This is a genomic window from Arthrobacter sp. 10L430, from assembly GCF_056395245.1.
This window is the reverse complement of record NZ_JBFTJD010000007.1, coordinates 19,873-41,929: the sequence shown is the minus strand read 5'-3', so window position 1 is coordinate 41,929 and position 22,057 is coordinate 19,873. Positions and strand designations below refer to the sequence as shown.

General features: G+C 64.8%; 19 protein-coding genes and 2 pseudogenes. 10 read left to right on the top strand and 11 right to left on the bottom strand.

Annotation, left to right across the window (positions count from 1 at the left end; translation table 11 throughout):
- Positions 1 to 4: 4 nt before the first annotated feature.
- Together AC1DDG_RS09520 and AC1DDG_RS09515 are read right to left on the bottom strand one after the other, a co-directional pair.
- Positions 5 to 784: an ABC transporter permease gene (locus AC1DDG_RS09520; protein ID WP_476875885.1), complete on the bottom strand. Its 780-nt coding sequence runs from the start codon at positions 782 to 784 to the stop codon at positions 5 to 7.
- A gap of 37 nt (positions 785 to 821) precedes the next feature.
- Positions 822 to 1,835, bottom strand: coding sequence for an ABC transporter substrate-binding protein (locus tag AC1DDG_RS09515; RefSeq protein ID WP_476875884.1), 1,014 nt, complete (start codon positions 1,833 to 1,835; stop codon positions 822 to 824).
- A 137-nt stretch (positions 1,836 to 1,972) separates the two neighbouring features.
- On the opposite strand from AC1DDG_RS09515, the gene AC1DDG_RS09510 reads away from it, so the two are divergent.
- On the top strand, positions 1,973 to 3,478 hold the full coding sequence (locus AC1DDG_RS09510; protein WP_476875883.1) for an aldehyde dehydrogenase family protein: 1,506 nt from the start codon (positions 1,973 to 1,975) through the stop codon (positions 3,476 to 3,478).
- A gap of 127 nt (positions 3,479 to 3,605) precedes the next feature.
- Here the strand turns inward: AC1DDG_RS09510 and AC1DDG_RS09505 are convergent, their stop codons facing one another.
- Positions 3,606 to 5,198, bottom strand: a complete 1,593-nt coding sequence (locus AC1DDG_RS09505) for an FAD-binding oxidoreductase (protein ID WP_476875882.1) — start codon at positions 5,196 to 5,198, stop codon at positions 3,606 to 3,608.
- Between the two features lie 149 nt (positions 5,199 to 5,347).
- Here AC1DDG_RS09505 and AC1DDG_RS09500 point away from each other — a divergent pair, with 149 nt between their 5' ends.
- A complete protein-coding gene (locus AC1DDG_RS09500) occupies positions 5,348 to 6,298 on the top strand; it encodes a LysR family transcriptional regulator (protein WP_230117407.1) in 951 nt (316 codons plus the stop codon).
- An 11-nt stretch (positions 6,299 to 6,309) separates the two neighbouring features.
- Here AC1DDG_RS09500 and AC1DDG_RS09495 read toward each other — a convergent pair whose 3' ends face one another.
- From AC1DDG_RS09495 to AC1DDG_RS09485, 3 genes are all read right to left on the bottom strand, one after another.
- Positions 6,310 to 7,617, bottom strand: coding sequence for an NtaA/DmoA family FMN-dependent monooxygenase (locus AC1DDG_RS09495; RefSeq protein ID WP_476875881.1), 1,308 nt, complete (start codon positions 7,615 to 7,617; stop codon positions 6,310 to 6,312).
- Positions 7,618 to 7,815: 198 nt separating this feature from the next.
- Positions 7,816 to 9,138 (bottom strand): MFS transporter, encoded by a 1,323-nt coding sequence (locus tag AC1DDG_RS09490; RefSeq protein ID WP_230117409.1) that lies wholly within the window; start codon positions 9,136 to 9,138, stop codon positions 7,816 to 7,818.
- 230 nt (positions 9,139 to 9,368) lie between these two features.
- Positions 9,369 to 10,262 carry a VOC family protein gene (locus AC1DDG_RS09485; RefSeq protein ID WP_230117410.1) on the bottom strand — a complete coding sequence of 298 codons (894 nt, stop codon included), beginning with the start codon at positions 10,260 to 10,262 and terminating at the stop codon, positions 9,369 to 9,371.
- Positions 10,263 to 10,641: 379 nt separating this feature from the next.
- Between AC1DDG_RS09485 and AC1DDG_RS09480 the strand changes: the two genes are divergently transcribed.
- Positions 10,642 to 11,892 carry an MFS transporter gene (locus tag AC1DDG_RS09480; protein WP_476875880.1) on the top strand — a complete coding sequence of 417 codons (1,251 nt, stop codon included), beginning with the start codon at positions 10,642 to 10,644 and terminating at the stop codon, positions 11,890 to 11,892.
- A gap of 56 nt (positions 11,893 to 11,948) precedes the next feature.
- On the opposite strand, the gene AC1DDG_RS09475 is transcribed toward AC1DDG_RS09480, so the two are convergent.
- On the bottom strand, positions 11,949 to 13,463 hold the full coding sequence (locus AC1DDG_RS09475) for an MFS transporter (protein ID WP_476875879.1): 1,515 nt from the start codon (positions 13,461 to 13,463) through the stop codon (positions 11,949 to 11,951).
- Between the two features lie 225 nt (positions 13,464 to 13,688).
- Positions 13,689 to 14,273, bottom strand: a complete 585-nt coding sequence (locus AC1DDG_RS09470) for a hypothetical protein (protein ID WP_230117413.1) — start codon at positions 14,271 to 14,273, stop codon at positions 13,689 to 13,691.
- Positions 14,274 to 14,505: 232 nt separating this feature from the next.
- Between AC1DDG_RS09470 and AC1DDG_RS09465 the strand changes: the two genes are divergently transcribed.
- Entirely contained in the window at positions 14,506 to 14,979 is a 474-nt protein-coding gene (locus AC1DDG_RS09465; RefSeq protein ID WP_476875878.1) for an MFS transporter, read from the top strand.
- 18 nt (positions 14,980 to 14,997) lie between these two features.
- On the opposite strand, the gene AC1DDG_RS09460 is transcribed toward AC1DDG_RS09465, so the two are convergent.
- The gene (locus AC1DDG_RS09460; protein WP_476875877.1) at positions 14,998 to 15,510 is read right to left on the bottom strand and encodes a VOC family protein; all 513 of its coding nucleotides are present in this window, start codon (positions 15,508 to 15,510) and stop codon (positions 14,998 to 15,000) included.
- Between the two features lie 74 nt (positions 15,511 to 15,584).
- Between AC1DDG_RS09460 and AC1DDG_RS09455 the strand changes: the two genes are divergently transcribed.
- Positions 15,585 to 16,397, top strand: a complete 813-nt coding sequence (locus tag AC1DDG_RS09455; protein WP_476875876.1) for an AraC family transcriptional regulator — start codon at positions 15,585 to 15,587, stop codon at positions 16,395 to 16,397.
- A gap of 78 nt (positions 16,398 to 16,475) precedes the next feature.
- Positions 16,476 to 16,601 (top strand): annotated as a pseudogene (locus AC1DDG_RS09450) (VOC family protein); the annotation flags it as partial.
- A 25-nt stretch (positions 16,602 to 16,626) separates the two neighbouring features.
- Here the strand turns inward: AC1DDG_RS09450 and AC1DDG_RS09445 are convergent.
- Positions 16,627 to 16,971: a hypothetical protein gene (locus AC1DDG_RS09445; protein WP_476875875.1), complete on the bottom strand. Its 345-nt coding sequence runs from the start codon at positions 16,969 to 16,971 to the stop codon at positions 16,627 to 16,629.
- Positions 16,972 to 17,079: 108 nt separating this feature from the next.
- Between AC1DDG_RS09445 and AC1DDG_RS09440 the strand changes: the two are divergent.
- From AC1DDG_RS09440 to AC1DDG_RS09430, 3 genes and pseudogenes are all read left to right on the top strand, one after another.
- A pseudogene (locus AC1DDG_RS09440) lies at positions 17,080 to 17,945 on the top strand (PhzF family phenazine biosynthesis protein).
- A 322-nt stretch (positions 17,946 to 18,267) separates the two neighbouring features.
- The gene (locus AC1DDG_RS09435; RefSeq protein ID WP_476875874.1) at positions 18,268 to 18,591 is read left to right on the top strand and encodes a hypothetical protein; all 324 of its coding nucleotides are present in this window, start codon (positions 18,268 to 18,270) and stop codon (positions 18,589 to 18,591) included.
- Positions 18,592 to 18,708: 117 nt separating this feature from the next.
- On the top strand, positions 18,709 to 19,293 hold the full coding sequence (locus AC1DDG_RS09430) for a histidine phosphatase family protein (protein WP_476875873.1): 585 nt from the start codon (positions 18,709 to 18,711) through the stop codon (positions 19,291 to 19,293).
- 64 nt (positions 19,294 to 19,357) lie between these two features.
- Here the strand turns inward: AC1DDG_RS09430 and AC1DDG_RS09425 are convergent, their stop codons facing one another.
- Complete coding sequence (locus AC1DDG_RS09425; protein WP_476875872.1) at positions 19,358 to 20,722, bottom strand: MFS transporter; 1,365 nt, start codon at positions 20,720 to 20,722, stop codon at positions 19,358 to 19,360.
- 252 nt (positions 20,723 to 20,974) lie between these two features.
- Here AC1DDG_RS09425 and AC1DDG_RS09420 point away from each other — a divergent pair, with 252 nt between their 5' ends.
- Complete coding sequence (locus AC1DDG_RS09420) at positions 20,975 to 22,057, top strand: hypothetical protein (RefSeq protein WP_476875871.1); 1,083 nt, start codon at positions 20,975 to 20,977, stop codon at positions 22,055 to 22,057.

Here is a 22,057-nt window from a genome sequence, read left to right as displayed (position 1 = left end):
TGTATCAGTCATTGTTCTGCCTGTTCCATTTGAGGATCCGGCCCTCGGCGAAGTTGAGCAGGCTGGCGATACTCCAACCCACCAACCCGGCGAAGAAGAGGTATGCGAACGCCGAATCCCATCGCTGTGCCTGCTGGGCCAGGGTGATCTGCCGGCCGATTCCCGGCGTCTGACTGAGCACCTCGACGCCGACGGCCACGAGGATGGAGATCGAGGCCGAGATCCGGATTCCGGTGGCAATGAAGGGGGTGGCGCTCGGGAGCAGGACCCGGCGGAACCGGAGCAACGCGGGAATCTGGAAGATCCGCACTGTATCCACCACCGCAGATTCCATGCGCCGGGCGCCATAGATTGTCTGCACCAGCACGGGCCAGAGGCAGGACAGGGCGACGACGACGGTCTCCATCTGGGCTGTGGCACCCAGGAGCATGATGACCACCGGCATCAGCGCCAGCACCGGGAAGGAACGCCCGAAGTCGATCAGGATCGACGTCGAGCGGTCCAGCGCGCGGACGGAGCCGATCAGCAGGCCGAGTACCGTTCCAACTGCCACTGCGATTAGCCAACCGCTGACGGCTGCGGTCATGGTCTGCGCCAACGCTGACCAGAACGTTGCCGAGGCCAGCGACGCGCCGATGGAGGCCGCAAGGGCGGCGACTCCTGGCGTCATCGAAGGAAGCGTGCCGCTCCAGATGATCACCTGCCAGATGGCCAGGAGTGCAGCCACTGCCAACAGCCGCTGGGTGGTCAAACCCCAGTCCAGCGACTTTGTGCTTGTCTTCATATCGATCTCTCCGTCATGTTCCTGAGCCCGTGCAGCGTTACTTGGTGAAGCGCGGCGCGTCGGCCCAGAGCATGGCCTCGGCGGTCAACGGCTTACTGACGAACCCGAGCTCTTTCATGGCGTCGATGCCGGCCTGTCCGGTCACCAGGTTGATGGAAGTATTAACCGGCACGTAGGACTTGGGATTGACCTTCGCGGCGTCCACCTGCTTGATCCGTGCGGTGATGTCCACGATCGCCTTGACGTTTGCCGGGTCCGCGTAGAACTTAGCTGCCTTGGCCATTGCGTCATTGAACTTCTTGGCCGTACCGGGGTTGCTTTTGAGCCACGCGTCGGTGGCAGCCCAGACGGTGACGGGCATGTTGCCCTGGAATTCGCGCACCGGGCTGGCGATGCTCTTGAAGCCCGCGTCGACGAGTTGGTGGTAGAAGGTATCCGCCGCGAACGCTGCATCAACCGTTCCCTGCTCCAGAGCTGCCTGCATGCCCGCGTAGGGAACGGCGATTTCCGTAATCGACTTGGGGTCGATTCCTGCCGCTGCTGCCGCCTGGAGCATCGGGATGTCGCCACCGGTGTTCACGCCGACGACGGCCACGTTCTTGCCCTTCAGATCAGCGACGGTCTTGATGCCGCTGTCCTTGGGGATCAGTATTCCGGAATTGTCGACGTTGGGATCAACGACGCCGTTTCCGGAGATCACCTTCACCGGCATGCCCTTCGCCGTGGCTGTGGTCATGACGCCCCAGGATGCCGTGGTGATGTCCGCCTGCCCGCTGACGGTCTGGGCCAGGTTGGCCGAGGGATCGGCACCGGGGACGATTTCGACGCTCAGGCCGGCTTCATCGAAGAAGCCCTTTTCCTTGGCGATGTACGCCGTTTCGAACTGGATGGGCGCCACGACCACCTTGATGGACGTCTTGCCTTCCGAGGCGCCGGCGGCACCGCTAGCAGTGCTTGGGGCCCCACAGGCGGCGAGGGACAGCAGGGTAAGACCGGCAACAGCCGGTGTCAGGACTTTCGCCAAAAGTGAGCGGCGTTTGTGCTTTTCCATCCAGAATCTCCTCATTGAGTACTGACGCGAATAAATGCATAATTCCTATAACAATGTATCTTGGACAACGTGATGTGGCAACCATCACAGATTGCATAACCCGATTCCGCAGTAAGCAGCCTCCCGGAAGGAAGCCAATGACGCCCCTTACCCAGACCCTCCCCACCACTGCCCGGCCGGACCTGCTGGGCGGGCCGCTGCGCCTGCTGATCGACGGAGAGTGGGTGGAAGGCGGAGCCGAGCCGCTGTCCATCATCGATCCCTCCTGCGGAGAGCACCTCGTGGATTCCGCTTCCGCCAGCGCCGATGACGTGGACCGTGCAGTCCAGGCTGCCCGCCGGGCCTTCGACTCGGGTCCGTGGCCGGCAATGTCGCCGGCGCAGCGGAGCCGTCTGATCTGGAAGCTCGGAGAGGCCATCGACGCCGCCGGTGACGAGCTGGCCCTGCTCGAAACGCTGAACACGGGCAAGCCCCTTGGCATTGCCCGGGCATTCGAAATCGGCGGAGCCGCGGAGTCGTTCCGCTACAACGCCGGCTGGGCGACAAAGCTCAATGGCGAGACGCGCAACGTCTCCCTGCCCGGGGAATGGCACGCCTACACGCTCAGGGAAGCCATCGGCGTCGTGGGTTTGATCGTTCCGTGGAACAGCCCGTTGGCCATCACCGCCGCCAAATTGGCGCCCGCTCTGGCAGCAGGCTGCACCGTGGTGCTCAAGCCCGCGGAACTCACGCCCCTCACAGCGGTCCGGTTGGGTGAACTGGCCCTGGAGGTCGGCTTCCCGCCGGGCGTGCTGAACATTGTCCAGGGCCTCGGCGCCGTCGCCGGCCAGCGGATCGCGGACCACCCGCTCGTGGACAAGATCTCCTTCACCGGATCGACAGCCGTGGGCAAGCACCTGCTGGCCTCCTGCGCGGGGAACCTGAAGCGCGTCTCATTGGAGCTCGGCGGCAAATCCCCTGTGGTCATCTACCCGGACGCGGACCTCGAGCGGGCGATCGACGGGGCGGCGATGAGCATCTTCGGAAACGCCGGCCAGGTGTGCGCTGCGGGCTCCCGCCTGTACGTCCACGAGGCGGTGGCGGATGAGGTGATCGCAGGAATCTCGCAAAGGGCAACGGCGCTGCGGATCGGCGCCGGGACCGACCCGCAGACCCAGATCGGTCCGGTGATTTCCGCCCAGCAGCGCGAAAGGATCCTCGGCTATATCCAGAGCGGCCGCGAGGAGGGCGCGGAGCTGGTCACGGGCGGCGCCGCAGTTCCCGGGGATGGCTTCTTCATCCAGCCCACCATCCTCCGCAACACCACTCATGACATGAGGGTGGTCCGGGAGGAGATCTTCGGGCCCGTGCTCTCTGCGGCAACCTTCCGCGATTCGGACAGTGTTGCAGACATAGTGGCGCGCGCGAATGACACGGTCTATGGACTCTCCTCCACCATCTGGACGAAGGACATTTCCAGGGCCCACCAGTTCGCACGCAGGATCAAGGCGGGCAACGTGCGGGTCAACGCCGCGGGCGGCATGGATGCGAATATGCCGTTCGGCGGGTTCAAGCAGTCCGGCTGGGGCAAGGAGAACGGCCGCGAGGGCGTGGAGGCCTACACCGAGGTCAAGTCCGTCGCGATCAATATCAGCGGCGCCTAGTCGGCAGGCGAAAAAGGGCAGGCGAAAAGGGACAGGCGGAAGAGGCAGGCGGAAGGGGCCGGACGCTGGTTTGTTCAACCAGCGTCCGGCCCCTTTCGCCGTTAAGGGAAAGCCGGGGACAGCCGCTCTACAGCGGGACAGCCGACTCCGCGACGCCGTCGGGCGCCTCCGCTCCGACCTCGCGGTAACGCCGCGGCCAGACCCCCTGTTTTCCGGGCGACAGGATGCCGTTGGGATCCAGCGCGTCCTTCAGCGTCTCCTGGAGCCGGCGGATGGCGTTGTTGTTGTAGTCGAAACCGTCGGCGATGACGTCCATGTAGTCCACATGGCTGCGGTAGGGCGCGTAACCATGGCTGCGGGCAGCCGCCAGCAAGGCTGAGTAGAGCGCCCGTGCGCGCGCCAGCTGCTCCTGGTTGTCGTTTTCGAAGAAAATCATGGTCACGTGCACCATGTGGCGCGGGTACAGGTGGTAACCGATGTACAGGTCGAAGCCGAACCGGCGGTACAGTTCTTTGGCTTCCCGGTAGAACGCCCACACTTCCTCCCCGCGGGCGGGAATGATGGGGGCCGCATCAATATGCCCGCCGTTTTCCGCCGCCCATGCCACCGTGGACAGCGGCTTGAGCGTGGGCACTCCGGCCATCTGCGTGCGGTCCATGTCGGCAATGTCGTCATAAGCGACCTGCACGCCTTCCGCACCTTCATAGAGACGGGCTTTGACGGTGAACCCTTCAAGTCCGGCGAAGCGCTCCCGAATGATCTCAAGCCTTCGCTGGGCGAGCCCTTTGTCGCCGTAGATGGCGAACTTGGCGTTCCACTGGCCAATGCCCATCTCCTGGCGCATTTCCTCCAGGCGGTCGTCCGGAATGGACCCCTCGCCCTCATACCAGCGCGAGCGCGGACCGTTCATGGTGGCCGCCCGCACCACGTTGCCGCAGAGGGCGTTGTTCTGGATGACGTCCTCGCGCCGGAGCTGGGTCAGGATGTCCACCAACCTGGGCATGTCCTCCTCGCGCTCCACCACAACGTCGCCGTTGATGTAAACATCCGGCCAGGGCATCAGCCAGAGTCCGATCTTGGTGACAATGCCGAGATTGGACTGGGTGAAGATGCTGTCCAGGGTCGGGCCGAAGCCGCCTTTGAAGATGGGCCCGAGTTCCGTTCCCTCCATGGCCCACATTCCGGTCCGCACCAGTTCGCCGTCCGGCAAAACCACCTCCATGCCGCAAATGGACTGCACATGGTCCCCCATGGGCGTCATGCCGTAGCCGCGGTCCAGCGCGTTGCCCAGGACCGACCCCCACCCGAGGGCGGGAACTGACATCCACAGCTTCAGGTCCTTCTCCTGGATGTGTTCGAAAAGGTCGAAGAAGCTGACTCCGGGCTCGATGACGGCGTAGTTAAGCTGGTCGTTCACCTCGATGATCTTGTCGAGGCGGCTCAGATCGAGCGCCACCATTCCCCGTGTGCGCGGTTCCGGTCCCCCGTAGCCCAGGTTCTTGCCCTTGGAGAAGGACCACAGCGGAACGCCGGTGTCGTTGGCGAGCCGGACGGTCGCCTGGACCTCCTCCACGCTCCCGGGACGCACGCCCGGCCACTTCGCCCGGCCGGTGTTCAGGGGGTACGGATCGATGTAGCCCTCTTTGGGCGTGGCACGGACAACATTGTCGGCGCCGACAATGGCTTCTGCCTGGTCGAGGAATCTGGCTTGGGCGTCCATCTACGTTCACGTCACTTTCGGGAGGGGGTGCCGCTGCTGCGGCGATAACTGTGGCGCCGGCGGTCGGAGCCATTTCTTTCATGATGACAAGCAGAGCTTCTCAAGTAAATCGTCTCTTTCTGCTCAACGTTGTCAGTAGAATTGACAATGTGAATATCAGCCTCAACCCCTCGATCACCCTCCGCCAGGTCCTTCACTTCGTGGTGGCGGCCGAAACCGGAACCATGAGCGAGGCGGCACGGCGGCTGCACATGGCGCCGTCGGCCATCTCCATGTCCATCGCGGAACTCGAGCGGATCGTCGGAGCGCAGCTGTGCATCAAGCGCAAGTCAAAGGGACTCACGCTGACGTCGACAGGCATCGTCGTGTTCCGTCAGGCACGCCAGCTTCTTGATCTCGCGGACGAGATCGCGTCGCTCTCCAAGAGGGACAGGACGGACATCCGCGGCCCGCTGACCGTCGGGTGCTTCATGCCACTGGGGCCCACCATCATCCCCCCGATGCTGGCCGACTTTGCAGGCCAATGCCCACACGTGGAGGTGGATTTCATCGAGGGCTACCACGAGGATCTTCAGGAGCGCCTGCTCAACGGTTCCATCGACGCCGCCTTCGTCTACGACATGGACATTTCCCCTGCTCTTAAGACGGCCCCGCTGCTGTCCGTGGAGCCCTACATCCTGCTTCCGGCTGACCATCCGCTGCGTGAGGCAGAGGTGGTCTCGCTCAGGGACGTGGCAGCCATTCCGCTCATTTTCTTCGACGCCCCGCCCATTTCCACGCGCATCCTGGACATGTACCGGGATGCCGGGCTCACTCCGGACATCCGGCACCGCTCGCGCAGCTACGCCACGGTCCGGTCCCTGGTGGCGAGCGGCCGCGGCGTTGCTGTGCTCTTCCAGCAGCCCATGCTGGACGCGCCGTACGAGGAGCTGAAGGTTGTCCTCAAAAGGGTTGCGGAGCCCCGTGTCAACACCCGCACCCCGGCCACCGTTTCGCTGGCCTGGACGCGGAGCATGCGGCTGAATGCCCGCGCCCAGGCGTGGGTGGATGTCGCCGTCGAACGGTTTGGTTCCGCCGGCTCCGCTGCTGAGCAGGCCTAAGCCGAGTGGCCCTACGCAGACGGGTGTGAGAGTCCAAGGTTGTCACGGAGCGTGGTGCCCTCATACTCGGACCGGAAGTAGCCCCGGTCCTGGAGTTCCGGCACCAGCTTGTCGCAGATGAGCTTGAATCCGCCCGGGTTGAAGGGAGCATTGAGGTTGAACCCGTCGCAGGCCTTGGACTCGAACCAGTCCACCATGCGGTCAGCCACCTGGGAGGGAGTGCCGGCCATCCACTGGTGTCCGGTGGAGCGGGCCAGATCCACGATCAGCTCGCGCAAGGTCATGCCCATGTCAACACTCTTCTTGCGGTAGATCTGGTAGCGGCTACCCATCCGGGGGTCGTCGGAGAACCACTCGACCGGGATCGATTCATCGAACTCCAGCTCGGAAAGGTCCATCTTGAGGTCGGCGCCCACCTGCTTGCGGCCGTTGCCCAGGTGCACGTAGCCGGCCAGCTCGTTCGCGAGGTCGTGTGCTTCCTTCTCGGTGTCGCCCAGAATCGGCAGGATGCCCGGGATGATTTTGACGTCGTCGGGGTTCCTTCCCTTCTCGGCCACCATGTTCTTGAACTTGGTATAGAACTCGATGGACGGTTCCTTGAACGGCTGGGCGGTGTAGATGCCGTCAGCCACGGAGGAACCCAGGTCCATTCCTGGTCCCGAGGATCCCGCCTGGACCAGCACGGGACGTCCCTGCGGTGACCGTGGCATGTTGATAGGGCCCTCGACTTCAAAGAACTCACCCTTGTGCCGGATGGCCTTGAGCTTGCTCCGGTCCACGTACTCGCCGGAGGCCCTGTCCACGATGATGGCATCATCGGACCAGCTGTCCCAGAGGCGCTGCACAACGTCAACGAACTCGGTGGCCCGCCGGTAACGCACGGCGGGGTCGGGAACGTCCTCCACACCGTAGTTGCTGAAACCGTCCGACGACGTGACGATGTTCCAGCCGGCCCTGCCGTTGGACATGTGGTCCAGTCCGCACAGCTGCCGGGCAAGATTGTAAGGCTCGGAGAATGACGTGGACATGGTCCCGATCAGGCCGATGTTCTTCGTCCTGGCGGCCAGAGCCGCGAGCACGGTCATAGGTTCATAGAACCCGTTCATCTTGATGTCGCCCCGCATCACCGTGTTGGCATGGACGATGTCGCCGAAGAATACGGCGTCAAGTTTTGCGGCCTCGGCCATGGCGGTCAGGTCTGCCACGAAATCAAGGTTGCCCAGTTCTTCGGCCCGGCTTCCTTCCATCCGCCAGCTGTCCTTGTGGTAGCCCGCGGGCAGCATGAAGGTGGTGAGCACCATGTGATTCTTAGGCTTCATTGCCTGGTTCCTTTCGTGATGTGCGCCTATCCGAGCGCCTCGCTGCCTCCAGCATGGCAGTCATGAGTTGTCGCGTAAATGAGAAGTTTCAGCGCTATGAGTTCAATAAAATTGACAATGCTACCCGCGGACAACCCGCCGTCGAACTGACACCGCCCGCCAGGGCGCATCAGCCGAGGGTGCCGCGTGCGGGTATGCCTAGACTGTGTCGAGTTTGAGGCGCGAGCCCTCACGCGTCAGGCGCACTGCCACGAGGCCCGCCGCCAGGATGACGATCCAGAACGCGGCCACCATCCATACGCCGCCGCCGGCTGCGAGAACCAGGCCCGTGGCGATCATCGGGGTAAAGCCCGCGCCAATCATCGAGGCTCCCTGGTAAGACAGGGACGCTCCCGTATAACGGACGCCGGTGGGGAACTGTTCGGAGATGAAAGCGCCGATGGGTCCAGCGAGTGCCCCCTGAACCAATCCGTTGCCGACAACCACTGCCACCGCAAAGCCCCAGAGGGTCCCATTCGTCAGCAACATGATCAGCGGAAATGCCAGAAGGACGGCTGCCACGCCCGCGCCGGTGAGGACAGCGCGCCGGCCGATCCGGTCACTGAGCCGTGCTGAATAGAAGCAAACGGCCACCGTCACCACGGCGGCGACTCCCTTCCAGTTCAGGACGCCGGAGCGGTCAACGCCGCTTGCCACCGCCATGGAGACACCCCAGACAGTCAGCAGTCCCTGGCAGGCGTAGAACCCCAGGGTCGCCACGAGGGTGACCAGAACGACGCGCGGATGGTGGCGGAGCACCTCGAACAGAGGCGGGTGCTTTATCTTGGCGGCCTCGGCGTCGAGCTTCTGGAAGACGGGCGTCTCTGCCACCCTGAGGCGGATGATCATGCCAACCAGGATCAGCAGGGCGCTGAGCAGGAAGGGTATCCGCCAGCCCCAGACCAGGAACTGGTCGCCGGTCAGGGCGGATACAGCGGACACGACCAGGGTGGCCAGCAGCCCACCGGCCGGTCCGCCGGCATTGGCGAACGCTGCCGCGAGGCCGCGCTTGTTCGCAGGGGCGTGCTCCAAGGCCATCAAAGTGGCGCCGCCCCATTCCCCGCCGACAGCAATGCCCTGGATGATCCGCAGGAGCACCAGCATAATTGGCGCCGCAACCCCTATTTGTGCCGTCGTGGGCAGGAAACCTATAACGACGGTGGCGCCGCCCATCATGAGCATCGACAGCACCAGCATTTGCTTCCGGCCGAGGCGGTCGCCGAAGTGGCCGAAGATGATGCCGCCTACGGGCCGGGCAACGTATCCTGCCGCAAGGGTCGCAAAGGAGGCAAACAGGGAAAGACCCGGACCGAGGTTGGCAAAGAAAACTCGATCAAAAACCAGGGATGCAGCGGTGGCGTAAAGAATGAAGTCGTAGTACTCGATGATGCTGCCGATGAGACTGGAGCCGAGGATGCGGCGCATGTCCTTGGTGTTCAGCGAGTCGGCCGCTGCTGGCTTCCTGCTCGAGGGCAGATTCACCGGCCCCTTATTTCTCTGGGCTGTTTTCGGGTTCAACGTGATCTCTTTTCGAAAGCTGTGAGAGTTTGGTGACCGACGGCGTTGTTGGTCACGTCCCGAGGCAACCCCTTCATTCGCACTTCCAAGCATGACGCAGATCACAGAAGAAGGCCAATCGATTAAACATAACTTTGGCGAAAGTGTTTAATCTGCGCCGGGAAAGGGTCTGGGACATGGGAACGCGGAATCCGTCAGTGGTGCAGGCTGCTGAGGGACCGGCGGTCCACCGGAGCAAGCCCGAACTTGCGGAACTCCAAGGGGCGGTATTCGCCCCACATGTTGTACCAGTTCTCGTCCTCGCCCCACACCACCGGAGGACGGGAGTCGTCGTAGATCTGCTCCAGATCCGTGTAAAGCTCGACGACGGCGCCCGAGGTTTCCACGAAGTAGGCGGCGATATTGTGGCCGGCCCCGTGACGGACCGGGCCCCAGATCAGCTCCCGGCCGAGTTTGTTCAGCCTGTCACCGAGTTTGCCGAGGTCAGCAATGCTTTGCGTCTGCCACGCATGGTGGTGCAGCGTTCCTTCGCCGCGGACCAGGGCGATGCCGTGGTGATCAGGGTTGCAACGCATGAAGTAGGCAAAGTCGTCGCCGATGACGTCCGAGAGCCGGAAGTCCAGGACCCGATGCAGGAACCGCATCATGCCGCCAACGTCCCTGGGGTGAAAGTTGACATGCCCGTAGCGGTCTGGGCCGAAGGACTGCTGGAGGGAAACGTTCTCCTGCATGCCCACGTAGATTTCGAACACGAAGCCTTCGGGCCCAATAAAGGAGAAGCCATCCTCGATACCAACACCGCGGGGATTATTGCTGACGATAGTGAAGTTCTCATCCTCCACGCGCCGGCGGATCTCACGCAGTGCGTCGCCATTCGCTGCTACAAGGCCTAAACCATCAACGCCATCGACATCCGACTCGACGTAGACGAGTTCGTGGTGGACATTAGCGGCAGCGAGATACACGGCATCGGACGTCCGCTCCGTTTCGCGGAGTCCGAGGATCTGAGTTGCATCAAAGACGGATTTACTGAGTTCGGTCGTCTGAATACTTACGTGGCCCATGGCGCTGATCAATCCCCAAGACATCCTTGTCTCCTACTCGTTACGCGGCACTTTCAGATCGCGTCATCAACGGACCTGCATTACAAAATACTATCGTACTTAGAATCGATTATCTATCGAAAAAGTATAATCGCTTCCGGTGCGGGGTCCGCCGACGGGGCCGCGCGGCGGAACCCTTGCGGCGGACGACCGCCGCGGAGCGTGCTGACCGAACATCCTGCACCGGACCATGTTCATGCGCCTGATGGACGGCGGAGCATAAACAGCGCCTGCCCAAGAGTGGTATTCCCGCCGAGACAGGGACTGACAGACCCTGCCTCCCGCTGAATAAATCGGGTAACTTTGATGAAGGACTCCGGCAACCGGCGCCGCCCTCCTCCCCTCTCCTTGAATGGAACCACCCGTGTCTTCCCCGACCTCCGCTACCGCACGTGACCGATTGCCCTTCGGCGCCCTGCTGGTCCTGGCCGCCATCGGCTTCACCGCCATCACCACCGAACTCCTGCCCTCCGGCCTGCTGCCCCAGATCAGCGCCGGCCTGAACGTCTCCGAACCTGTGGCCGGCTATCTGACCGCCGGCTACGCAGCCATCATCGTGGTCGCCGTCATTCCGGCCACCATGCTGCTCGCGCGGGTTCCCCGGAATGTGCTGCTCGTGGTGCTGGTTTTGACCTTCGCCATCAGCAACGTCCTCGTCGGCCTGGTGTCCGACTTCGGCGCGGCCCTGGCCGCCCGGCTGGTGGGCGGCCTGGCCCACGGCGTGCTCTGGTCCACCATGGCGCCGTTCGTCGCCCGGATCGTGCCGGCCCACAAGGTGGGCAAGGCGATCGCCGTCGTGTTCACCGGCAACAGCCTGGGCCTGGCCATCGGAGCCCCGGTGGGCACCGCCCTCGGCGGACTCCTCGGCTGGCGTGCATCCTTCCTGATCCTCGCCGGGACCGGCATCCTCCTGGCCGCCCTGGCGCTCTGGCTTCTCCCCACAGTCCGCCGCATCCCCGACGCCCCGCGCCCCTCCCTTCGCAAGGCGATCGGCCAGCCCGGCGTCAAGATCGTGGCCGTCGCCTGGCCGCTGCTGCTCATGGCGCACTTCGCCCTCTTCACCTACATCGCCCCGTTCATCCGCGAAGCAGGCCTGCCGGACTACGCCATCACCCTCTCCCTCACGGTGCTCGGCGCCTCCGGCCTGGTCGGCATCTGGATTGCAGGCCTCACCGTGGATTCACGGCCGCGCCGTTCGCTGCTGATCACGACGGCGGCCGTCGCCGTTTCGATGCTCCTGCTCCCCGTGCTCGGGGTCACCCTTCCCGGCGCCATCGTGCTCATGGCCGTCTGGGGTGCCGGCCTCGGCGCGATCGGCATCTACAACCAGTCCGCCATCCTCCGGGCCGGCCGCGACTACAAGGACGCCGCGAACGGCCTCACCGTGCTGACCATCCAGGTGGGCATCACCATCGGGGCGGTCTACGGCGCGGCAGCCCTCACCACGGCCGGGCCGCTCCTGGTGCCGGTAGCGGCCGCCGTTCCGGTGGCTGCTGCCCTGGTGATGATTCTGGCGGGCCGCAGGCACGCCTATCCGCCAGGCAGCCGAGAGGCCGGCCGGGCAGGGCACCAAAGCACGGAACCGGCAGCCCAGGACGCACTGCCCAGGCACTAATTGCCCCAGAACTTAATCCCCCAGAACTAAAGGGGCGGCGGACGTCCATGACGGCGTCAGCCCGCCGTCGGCCTCCCCTGTTGCCCCGCGTGAGACGCCCCCGCGGCCTCGTAGCTGCTGTCGAACGGGAGCGTATCCATCTCCAGCAGGGGGTTGTGGTCCTGCGTCGCCACCAGCTCGCGGGCGGCTGCTTCCGAGTCCACGCTGGGCATGGAACCCGGCAGGTGCCGATGGGCGGATTCCGGCAGGAAGTAGATGGCGACAGCCGCGATGGCCGACGTCGCCATAAGGTAGAACGCCGGCATCAGGTCGTTGCCCGTCGCCTGGATGAGCGCGGCGATGATGAACGGGGCGGTGCCGCCGAAGATCGCCACGGCGAAGTTGTAGGCGATGCCCATGGCAGAGTAGCGGTGCGCCGTGGGAAACAGTGCCGGCAGCGCCGATGCGAGAATGGCAACGAAGAACGCCACCGGAAACGCGACCATGGCCAAGCCGGCGAGCGTGGCCGGAACGGTTCCAATCGAGATCAGAAGGAACGCAGGAAGCGCCAGGACCACCGTGCTGACGGCCCCGATCCAGAGCACGGGGCGGCGGCCGATCCTGTCCGAGAGACGTCCCGTCAGGGGGATGCACAGGGACATGACCACCAACACCGGAACGGTCAGCAGCGTCCCGTGGATCTCGTCGTAGCCCTTGTTGGTCGTGAGGTACGTGGGCATGTAGGACGTGAGTGCATAGCCCACGGTGTTGCCGGCGGCCACGAGGATCATGGCCAGCACGATGCTGCGCCAGTGGTCCTTGAAGATCCCCACCGGTCCCACCGGGCGGAGCTCGTCTCCGGTCTCGTGGTGGGCGGCGGCCACGGCTTCCGCCTCCTGGGTGGCCTTGAAGGCGGGCGACTCTTCGATCTTCAGGCGGAAGTAGATGGCGACGATGCCCAGCGGACCAGCGGCGAGGAACGGAATGCGCCAGCCCCATGTCTCCATCTGTTCCTGGCCCAGGACCAGCTGGAGGGCGGACACCATCCCGGCCCCCAGCGCGAAGCCGAGGTAGCTGCCCATGTCCAGGAAACTGACGAAGAAGCCGCGGCGGTGGTCCGGCGCGTGCTCGCACACGAACGTGGTGGCGCCGGAGTACTCGCCGCCGGTGGAAAAGCCCTGGATCAGCTTGGTGACCACCAGCAGTACCGCGGCCCAGATGCCCACCACCGCGTACCCGGGAAGCAGGCCGACGACGAACGTCGCCCCGGCCATCAGCATCAGGGTCATGGCCAAGACCTTCTGGCGGCCGATCTTGTCGCCGAGCCAGCCGAAGAAGACGCCTCCCACAGGGCGGGCGATGAACGTGGCGCCGAAGGTTCCCAGCAGAAACAGGTTCTGCACGGCCCTGTCCGCCTCGGGCAGGAACACCGGACCCATGGTGGTGATCAGATATCCGAAGACGCCGACGTCGTACCACTCCATGGTGTTGCCCACGATGGTTCCGCCGAGCGCCTTCCGCAGAGTGCGAGGGTCGACGACGTTGATGTCTGACACACGCAGGCGACGCGCCTTCAACGGCTGCTCGGTCATAATGCCGTCACCGCCCCAACATTCTGGGTTCTGAGCCCGGGAAGTTCTGCTGGCATTTCTTCCTCCATTGGAGGTCGCCTGTCATCCGCCCATTTTCCCACCGTCCTCCTGCCCCGGCAAGGAAAGCCACGAGGACGAACATGCGGCCAGCAGCTGATGCTGTAATCGGGGTTGCCAACTAACTGGGACTGATTGGACTAACGCCAACTCCAGCACCCACCTGTATCATCCTCTGTGCGTCAGTCCGGGCGGCACATCAGTGACCTCATCTTCAGCAGGAAGTGCCGTGCCGACGGAATTCCCTGATGAGATCTGCCGCTTGATCTGCTCAAGCTCATCTTTGAGCTGGTCAACGGTGGCACGGTATTTTTCGAAGTCCGCCGTTCGGCGCCTAGCCACGGCGTAACTGACGCTGGCGGCGAGAATCGCAAGCGGGAACGACACCAGCAAGGCCCAGCCGGACGCGGCAAGGAAGTCCAGCGCTACGGGAAGTGCCTGCTTGAATGCCAGGAACTCGTTCACCCCGCCGACCACTCCGTTCAGAGCGGAGTCTAGGGGGCCCAGAAACTGCCCCACGACAGGCGTCCCGGAAAACGACGGAGCGCTCAGCGGTGGCTCTCCCCCTGCAGACCAGCGCGAATCACCGAAATGGTTCAGGACGTAGATCCCGGCACCCGCGTTGAGGGCCGCGAAGAGCAGGACGGAACCAAGCGCAGTCCAATGAAGCCTGCGCGGACGCCAGACGCCCGCCACAAGCGCGAAGACGGTGGCCGCAACCCAAGAAAAGATGCGGAGTTCGTCGCGGCTCATGCCCCCCAGTAGATCCAAGGAATTCCCCGCCCCTTACAGTTGGAATCAATGCTTGTTCCGGTCCGAAGCGAGCCTATCCCAGTCACCCCGGCGTATGCCGCGGCAGTCACTGGGTGCAGGCTGCTGAAGTGGCGAGCTCTCACTGACTAGGCACTATTCCTTGGCGCGTTCGGCATGAATTTCCGCATCACCAACGCGCTGATGTCCACCGCGGAGTTCGGAATGGGACCGCGTGAATTCGGGCTACTGGGCTCCATCATGGCCGTCGCGACCTTGGCCGGCGCCCTACTCGCGGCCCCGTCGTTCCGGCCACCGGCTGCGTCTCCTGCTCGGCGGGGCCCACGCACTCGGGTTCTTCACGCTGGTAGGCAGCGTGTCGCCGTCGTTCTGGCTCTACGCCGTAGTTCTGATCCCGGTGGGCCTCGCCTCCATCACGTTCCTGAACAGTTGCAACACCAGCATTCAGCTCTCCGTGGAGCCGCAGTTTCGGGGGCGGGTGCTGGCCCTCTACCTGGCCGTCCTCCAGGGCGGCACTGCCGTTGGGGCGCCGCTCATGGGGTGGATCGCCACGGAACTCGGGGCGCTGGTCGGTGGCAGCCGGCGGCATCATCGTGCTGCTGACCGGTCTGCTCGCGGTAATCGCGGTCACCCGGCGCAGCCGGCTGACCGTCCGCACGCCGGCGGCGTGAGGGTCTCGGATGCCTAGTCCGTGAGATGCATGGGTTCAGCCTTGCTTGGAGGCCCAGTCGGCGACGCGCTGTGTGCTTTCCTCTTCGGAGAGGTCCTCGACGCGGGTCATGATGGACCAGCGCACACCGTAGGGATCCCGGATGCTGGCGTACCGGTCTACTGAGACAAAGGTGGACAGCGGCTCCCGAACGGTGGCCCCTGACCGCTCGGCGCGTGCAACGAGAGCGTCCGCATCGGCGCAGTAGAAGCCAACGGAGTAGCAATCCTCGTCGCCGTTCGGTGCCGGGACGAGGTGATAGTCGGGGTTGGGCTCACCAATTTGGAGCCGCCCCTGACCGAAGTCAAGTTCGGCGTGGACGACGATCCCGCCGATCTCGGTGACATTTACGGTGCGCGCGCCGAAAACGTCCTGGTAGAAGGTGATCGCCTCCTTGGCAGAGGTGATCGCAAGGAACGGCGTGAGGCTCGTGAAGCCGTGCGGGATACCGGATTTCGTGTGCTGGCCATCGGCGGCCGCGGTCAGTTCGGGGCTTGTAGTATCAGTCATAGATCTCACGGTACGCACAGGTCCGCTCAGCGGCTTGGAGAATTGCGACAGCCTGGATGAAGGAGTGTCCTCCCATGGTGGGTTCGTTCAAGGGAATCCTCTACCCTGCCCGGCTTCCCACGTTTCACCGTGTGCCCGCGCCCGAGTCCATCACGAACCTGGTGCAGTGGTTTTGGATCCCCGAATGGGACATTGAGCCAGGGCACACGTCACGCCAGCACGTGATCGCGTTCCCGACGTCCAACCTTGTGGTTCAGAAGGATCTCGTTGAGTTCGCAGGCCCAACTACCCGTCGAACGCATCGCGATCTCACGGGCCGAGGCTGGGCGGTTGGTGCACTCCTGCGTCCCGCACTCGTTCCGCGTTTCACGGATGATCCGGGGAGCCTGCGGGATGCCACGGTGCCACTGCCGCTCGAGGATCTGCATGCCTCCGTGTCGGAGGCGATGAGCAGGACCGAACCACGGGAACGTCGACAACGCGCGGTGGAGGCTTTCACTGGCTGGCTAAAAGCGCAGAGTCCAGAGGTGTCCGAGGAGGGCGTTCTTGCCAACGCGATGATGGACATTACCGGACGATGCACCGACGTAACCCGTATTGAAGACGTTGCGGCACGTCTGTTCGTCTCGCCGAGAACCCTTCAACGGGTGGCGAGGAAGTACATTGGCCTGAGCCCGTCCGCGCTCATCCGAAGACGCCGCCTCCAAGAGGCCGCCGACCGGTCACGGAACGACCCGTCGGCGGACCTCGCGACGATAGCCGCCGAACTCGGCTATGCCGATCATGCCCATCTGACGAACGACTTCCAAAAGACCCTGGGATTCACGCCCAGCACGTACCGGCGATCCGTCGTCCTGGACCAAGCGCGGAGCACGTCGTCGCGTTAGCATTTCTCCCAACACGTCTGACCAGTAGGGCCCATGCCGCACATCGTTGACTTCAAGAACGCCATGCTGCGGCCGCCCGACGGACTGGCCGCGTACGGCTACGGGCTTGTAGGCGACATCGGTCAGTACGAGCACGTCTGGCGCATGGCCTACGTACGCGGTCCAGAGGGGATCATCGTTTCCCTCGCCGAGCGGATCGGCTGACCGCTGTCCGCAGCTGGGGTCCGGGTTATCCAAGGCTGGAATGGTGCGCAGACCCCACGAAGATCAGGGCTTCACGGGTCAGGGACAGCCATGACTCCTCATCGTCGGCAGTGACGGTAAGCCACTCCTTCATCGCCCGGCCCTTGCCGGCGTCGAACGGTTCACCGGCCCCGGACCCGATCAGCGCGGTGACGCGATCATGTGGCAGCTTCACGACAAGCCGGCTTCCGGCAATCATCGCGAAAATCGAGCCGTTGACCTTCAGTGCGGACGAACCGAACCCTCGGCGTCCCGGTTCACCCGGCACCATTACCCCTGGGCTGGCCCTGAATTCGTCCGCCAGCGCGTGGAACCGCTCCTCGGGAAGCATGGAATCATCGTCCCTCCCCCGGACCCCGGGGAACAACCCCCTGACCGAGCTGGCCATGCCGGGCCAGCGTTGACGGTCAGGGGCCGGACGCTGCGCGACGATGGCGGAATGGAACCGACCACGGAAGTACTGCGTTATGCCGCCTTTACCACCACCCCCGACGGCGGAAATCCGGCGGGAGTTGTCCTGGATGCAACCCGCCTCGGCGACGCCCGGATGCAGGCCATCGCGGCCGACATCGGATATGCGGAAACGGTCTTTGTCACCGAGCCGACGGTTGACGGAGACTTTCGCCGAAACCGTGTCCGGTACTTCTCCCCGATTGCCGAGGTGCCGTTTTGCGGCCATGCCACTATTGCTTTGGCCGTCGCGCTGTCAGGGCGTGACGGCACGGGGACCTTTATCTTCGACACGGCGGTGGGACCTGTCACGATCGAGACTGCAGGCAAGGGCGCAGCGGTGACGGCATGCTTCACAAGCGTTGAGCCGCGAGTAGCCGAGTTCCCCGACGGTGTTCTGACCACCCTGCTCGGCTTGCTCGGCTTGGGCCGGGACGAACTGCACCCTGCGTACCCTCCGATGATCGCTTTTGCCGGAAACTGGCATCCCATTCTCGTCTTCGCAGAACGACAGACCTTTGACTCATTCGTTTTCGACCCAGATCCCATGCGCACGCTGATGGATGCCCCGAACTGGGCCGGCACCGTCACGACGCTCTGCGAGATTGGACCGGGCGAGTACGACTCGCGCAACCTCTTCCGGTGGGCACCATCACCGAAGATCCGGCGACCGGTTCGGCTGCCGCTGCCTTCGGCGGATACCTACAAATGCTTTCACTCGTGAAGCCGCCCAGCCGCGTCGTACTGCACCAGGGCAGCCATGTCGGCCGCGCAAGCGTGCTCACTGTCGACATTCCTCCGTCCGGCGGGATTTTCGTGAGCGGTGAAGCCGTCGAGATCTCTCGAATCGTATGAGCCGGCCTTGAGCTAATCCACGCGGGACTGCAGTGCCCCTGGACCAGGCTGCTGCCAGTTTAGCCGGCAGACCGAGAGACTCCCCTCCCCTGCAGCAGTCGCTCGCGGCAGCATCGGAAACCCTTCCCGGCGTGTGCCGGGAAGCCAAGTACCTGGCGAAACGGCTGGCCGCCACCCGGGCTCCGCAGGACGAAGCGGAGGTCCAGAGCGGGCTGGCGGCATAAACGTAACGCACGTGGACACATCCGCGTCCCTGGTCGACCAAGGTCTGGGCCCAGCCCCGGCCGACCCGGGGCCTCCGGCTGCGCGGGATAATGGAAGCATGACCGATCAGCATCAGGACCGGGACCCGTGGGAAGAGTTCGACCGGCTCAAACCCGCGGGCCCCGACCGCGTCGCGGGACTACCCGGAGGCCAGCCACTGGGCTTTGGCTTCCGCACCGGCGTTCGCAGTGCAAAGGTGGCCTTCGGGTTCGCCGTGTACGCCCTGGTCCTTGGAACCGTGCTGGTCCTCACCGGCGCGATTGTGTTCACCGCCCAGGGGCAGTGGCCGTTGCTTGGACTGATGGTGCTGATCGAGGCCGTCTTCGTCTTTGCCTTCAGCCGGCTGGTGCGCCAGGCGCGGAACCGGCGCTCCGCCCAGTAGCCGGAACCCGGCCGCAGGACCCTGGTTCCATGCTCGCACTGGGTAACTGCCGCCGTCGGCCTGCCGGCTGGCGGAAGATGGCGGGAAGCCTGCCGCCGTGAAGGCAGAATGGAAACCATGACCCTTACGACCTTCGCCCTCGTCCGCCATGGCCAGACCGACTGGAATGCACAGCGCCGGCTGCAGGGATCCACTGACATTCCGCTGAACGACGTCGGCCGCGGCCAGGCGCGCGACGCCGTCGCCGCCCTGTCCGGCTACGAGTGGGATGCGATCGTGTCTTCGCCCCTAAGCCGTGCCGCGGAAACTGCCGACCTGATCGCCGCCGGGCTCGGGCTCAGCGTAGCCCGGCGGGTGCCGGAGCTCACCGAGCGCAGCTTCGGACCCGCGGAGGGCCTGCAGGACGGTCCCGAACTGGACGGACTTCGCATCCCCGCTGGTTTCCGCGGTGCAGAAAGCGAGGACGAGGCAGCCAGCCGCGGGCTGGCCTCCCTGAAAGCGCTGGCTGAGGAGTTCCGCGGCCGCCGCGTCCTGGTGGTCGCCCACGGCACGCTCATCCGGGTGAGCCTCAGCCGCGCCATCGGCCGCACCCTGCCAAGCATCGACAACGCCGTGCTCAACCTGGCCCACCACCACGCCGTTGACGGCTGGCAGCTTGAGTATCTGAACGGCGAGCCGGTGATGGTGGCTGCCGGTACCTGACCGGCTTTGCGCGGCTGCAGTGACCGGGCACGACCCGGCTGGCGTTAAGCCACCTTCGGTCTCCCTACGCCGGCTTCCGCTCCCGCCACAGCAGCGACACCACGAACGTCACTGCGCTCAGCGCCAGCATGACCAGCACGATGCGGCCCCAGTTCTCCTGGTTCACCCCGGTGCCGTAGAAGATGCCGATCATCACGGTGGCGCTGATGGCGCCGACGTACCGGCAGGTCTGGAAGATCCCGGCGGCCACTCCCCTGTCCTCCGGCGCGGCGGAGAGGTAGAGCCCCTGGTTGGAGGCGATGCTGACTGAGCCGTACGGCACGCCCATCAAGGCCGTCAGCACGAGCACCAGCAGGACTGCGAACGACGCCGTCAGCAGCCAGAGTGCCGCTGCCGCAACCGCCAGAAGTACGACGCCGGCGATCAGCACCCGCCGCACACCGAACCGGTCGATGGCGCGCACCGCGAGCGGGGTGATGACTACCGACATGGCTGCGAGCGGCAGCATCAGCACGCCCACCAGGCCGGGGTTGTAGCCGGCGGCCTCCTGCAGCAGCTGGGGCAGGCCGAAGAATGCGAAGTAGTAGACGCCGCTGAACACCGTGAAGCCCAGGTACACCAGCAGCAGCGGACGGTTCCTGCCGAGCAGCCGCAGGTCCAGAAACGGCCTGCCGAAGCTCAGCTCGCGCCAGGCGAACAGCACCGCCAATGCCATGGCGCCGCCCAGCAGCCACCAGCGGAACCCGGGCAATGCATTCAGGAGCCCCATGAGCAGCAGCACCATGGCGCCGACGAACGCGAGGATGCCGGGGATGTCCGAGTCGCGCACCAGGGTGGCAACGCTGCCCTGCTCCCGCGGCTCGTCCGCGGGTGCGACCTTCCGGACGATAAGCAGGGCGGCCAGCGCCAGCGGCACGTTGATCAGGAACAGCGCCTGCCAGCCCACCAGGCTCACCAGCAGCCCGCCCACCACCGGGCCCACCGCTGCCCCGGATGTGTTGGCCATCTGAATGCGGCCCAGCGGCCGGGTGGAGGTTGAGTTCGCCTGCCTCGCCAGGGCACCGACCATGACGACGGCGCTCGGGTACGCCGTCGCCGTCCCCAGCGCCATCAGGGCGCGGGCAATGCAGACGAACACGAAGTTGGGCGAGAAGGGTGCCAGCGCGCAGGTCACCGCCACCAGCGCCATGCCGAGCATGAAGAGCTTCCGTGGCCCGAACCTGTCGGCGAGCCTGCCCATCAGCGGCTGGCCCGCGGCCGAGGTGATGTAGAAAGCGGTGATCACCCAGGTGACCGTGGCGACGTCGAGCCTGAAATCCTCACGCAGCACCACCAGGGCGACGGCGATCATTGACGAGTTCAGGGGGTTCAGCGATGTGCCCAGGCTGAGGCCGGCCACGGCGAGGCCGGTGCGGGAAGAGTTGCTCACGGCAACAGTCTTCCCCACACGAGGGTTCCGCAACGAACTCTTCGAACGGGCGCGCCCGCGGACCCTCATTGCCGGTGGTGATCCGACCAGTTCTGAACCGCATTAGATTCTGGTGATTCATCTCCGTTTGAAGGCTCCGTGAGCGTATGCGGCTGTGAGTCCTCGACGCCGGCCTTGAACATTCTTGCCTTGTGAGCCGACCGGGGCAGCAGTACCATCCCCTCACCTGATGGCTTCTGGAAGTGGGCAACGATGCTCGATACGGCGCACACCACACGAGCGGGCGCACTCCGCGACCTCGTCACAGAACTCCTGGGGCTGTGGCTGCTGCTGGCCGTCTTCCTGGACGGCTGGGCGCACCTGAACCTGCCCAGCCTGGAGACGTTCTTCACGCCGTGGCACGCAGCCCTCTACTCCGGCATGCTGGCGACGGCGGCCTGGACCGCCGTCGTGATCTGGCGGAACCGGATACCGGGGCAGCCCCTCGCGCAGGCTGTTCCTGCCGGCTACCGGGGAACCGTCGTGGGGCTCGTCCTCTTCGCTGTCGCCGGCAGCCTGGACCTGCTGTGGCACGAACTCCTGGGCATCGAGGTCTCGCTGGATGCCCTGGTCAGCCCCACCCACCTGCTGCTGGGCTTCAGCCTCTTCCTCATCCTGGGCACCGGCGTCCGGAGCGCCCGGGCGGCCAGCCCCGCCGGGAACGTGGCGTGGACCCCGGCGGCGCTGTTCGCCGTCGTACTGATGACCGGGCTGGGGGCGTTCTTCCTGATTTACGTCTCCGTCTTCGTTCGGCCGGGGCCAACGGCCCTCTTCACCCCGACACCGTTCGGCAGCCCCGGACGCAACCAGTCGGAGATGCCGGTGGTCGTCACCCTGGCAAGTTACCTGCTGACCACGGCACTGATCATCGCTCCGTTCCTCTTCACGCTCTCCGCGGCGAGGCGCCCTGCCCGCGGGGTCGTCACCATGCTGGTGGCCGCTGCGGCGTGGCTGCCCGTGGTGATGGTGGGCCTGCACCCCTTTGCGATCGCCGGAGCAGTGGGAGCCACTGTGGCCGCCGTTGTCGCTGACCTGCTCCTTGCCCGGGTTCCAGAAGTCTGGCTTCGCCGGCGGCTGCCCGCGGTCACCGCAGGAACCGCGGCGCTGCTGTGGACGGGCCAGCTCGTCGCCTTCGCGGTGACTGATGCCATCCGCTGGCCGGTTTCGCTGTGGCTGGGTGCTGTGGTGCTGAGCGCAGCGGAAGCCGCAGGCCTCGCCCTCCTCAGTTCCTGGAGTCCTGCTCGTTCCGCAACGGAGACTGGTGCAGAAGACAGTCAGGCCGCGGACACACCGTAA

What these genes read in the sequence shown, in the direction of transcription:
- AC1DDG_RS09520 (WP_476875885.1), bottom strand. Translation starts at nt 784, where the DNA reads ATGAAGACAAGCACAAAGTCGCTGGACTGGGGTTTGACCACCCAGCGG.
- AC1DDG_RS09515 (WP_476875884.1), bottom strand. Translation starts at nt 1,835, where the DNA reads ATGGAAAAGCACAAACGCCGCTCACTTTTGGCGAAAGTCCTGACACCG.
- AC1DDG_RS09510 (WP_476875883.1), top strand. Translation starts at nt 1,973, where the DNA reads ATGACGCCCCTTACCCAGACCCTCCCCACCACTGCCCGGCCGGACCTG.
- AC1DDG_RS09505 (WP_476875882.1), bottom strand. Translation starts at nt 5,198, where the DNA reads ATGGACGCCCAAGCCAGATTCCTCGACCAGGCAGAAGCCATTGTCGGC.
- AC1DDG_RS09495 (WP_476875881.1), bottom strand. Translation starts at nt 7,617, where the DNA reads ATGAAGCCTAAGAATCACATGGTGCTCACCACCTTCATGCTGCCCGCG.
- AC1DDG_RS09485 (WP_230117410.1), bottom strand. Translation starts at nt 10,262, where the DNA reads ATGTCTTGGGGATTGATCAGCGCCATGGGCCACGTAAGTATTCAGACG.
- AC1DDG_RS09475 (WP_476875879.1), bottom strand. Translation starts at nt 13,463, where the DNA reads ATGACCGAGCAGCCGTTGAAGGCGCGTCGCCTGCGTGTGTCAGACATC.
- AC1DDG_RS09470 (WP_230117413.1), bottom strand. Translation starts at nt 14,273, where the DNA reads ATGAGCCGCGACGAACTCCGCATCTTTTCTTGGGTTGCGGCCACCGTC.
- AC1DDG_RS09460 (WP_476875877.1), bottom strand. Translation starts at nt 15,510, where the DNA reads ATGACTGATACTACAAGCCCCGAACTGACCGCGGCCGCCGATGGCCAG.
- AC1DDG_RS09455 (WP_476875876.1), top strand. Translation starts at nt 15,585, where the DNA reads ATGGTGGGTTCGTTCAAGGGAATCCTCTACCCTGCCCGGCTTCCCACG.
- AC1DDG_RS09445 (WP_476875875.1), bottom strand. Translation starts at nt 16,971, where the DNA reads ATGCTTCCCGAGGAGCGGTTCCACGCGCTGGCGGACGAATTCAGGGCC.
- AC1DDG_RS09435 (WP_476875874.1), top strand. Translation starts at nt 18,268, where the DNA reads ATGACCGATCAGCATCAGGACCGGGACCCGTGGGAAGAGTTCGACCGG.
- AC1DDG_RS09430 (WP_476875873.1), top strand. Translation starts at nt 18,709, where the DNA reads ATGACCCTTACGACCTTCGCCCTCGTCCGCCATGGCCAGACCGACTGG.
- AC1DDG_RS09420 (WP_476875871.1), top strand. Translation starts at nt 20,975, where the DNA reads ATGCTCGATACGGCGCACACCACACGAGCGGGCGCACTCCGCGACCTC.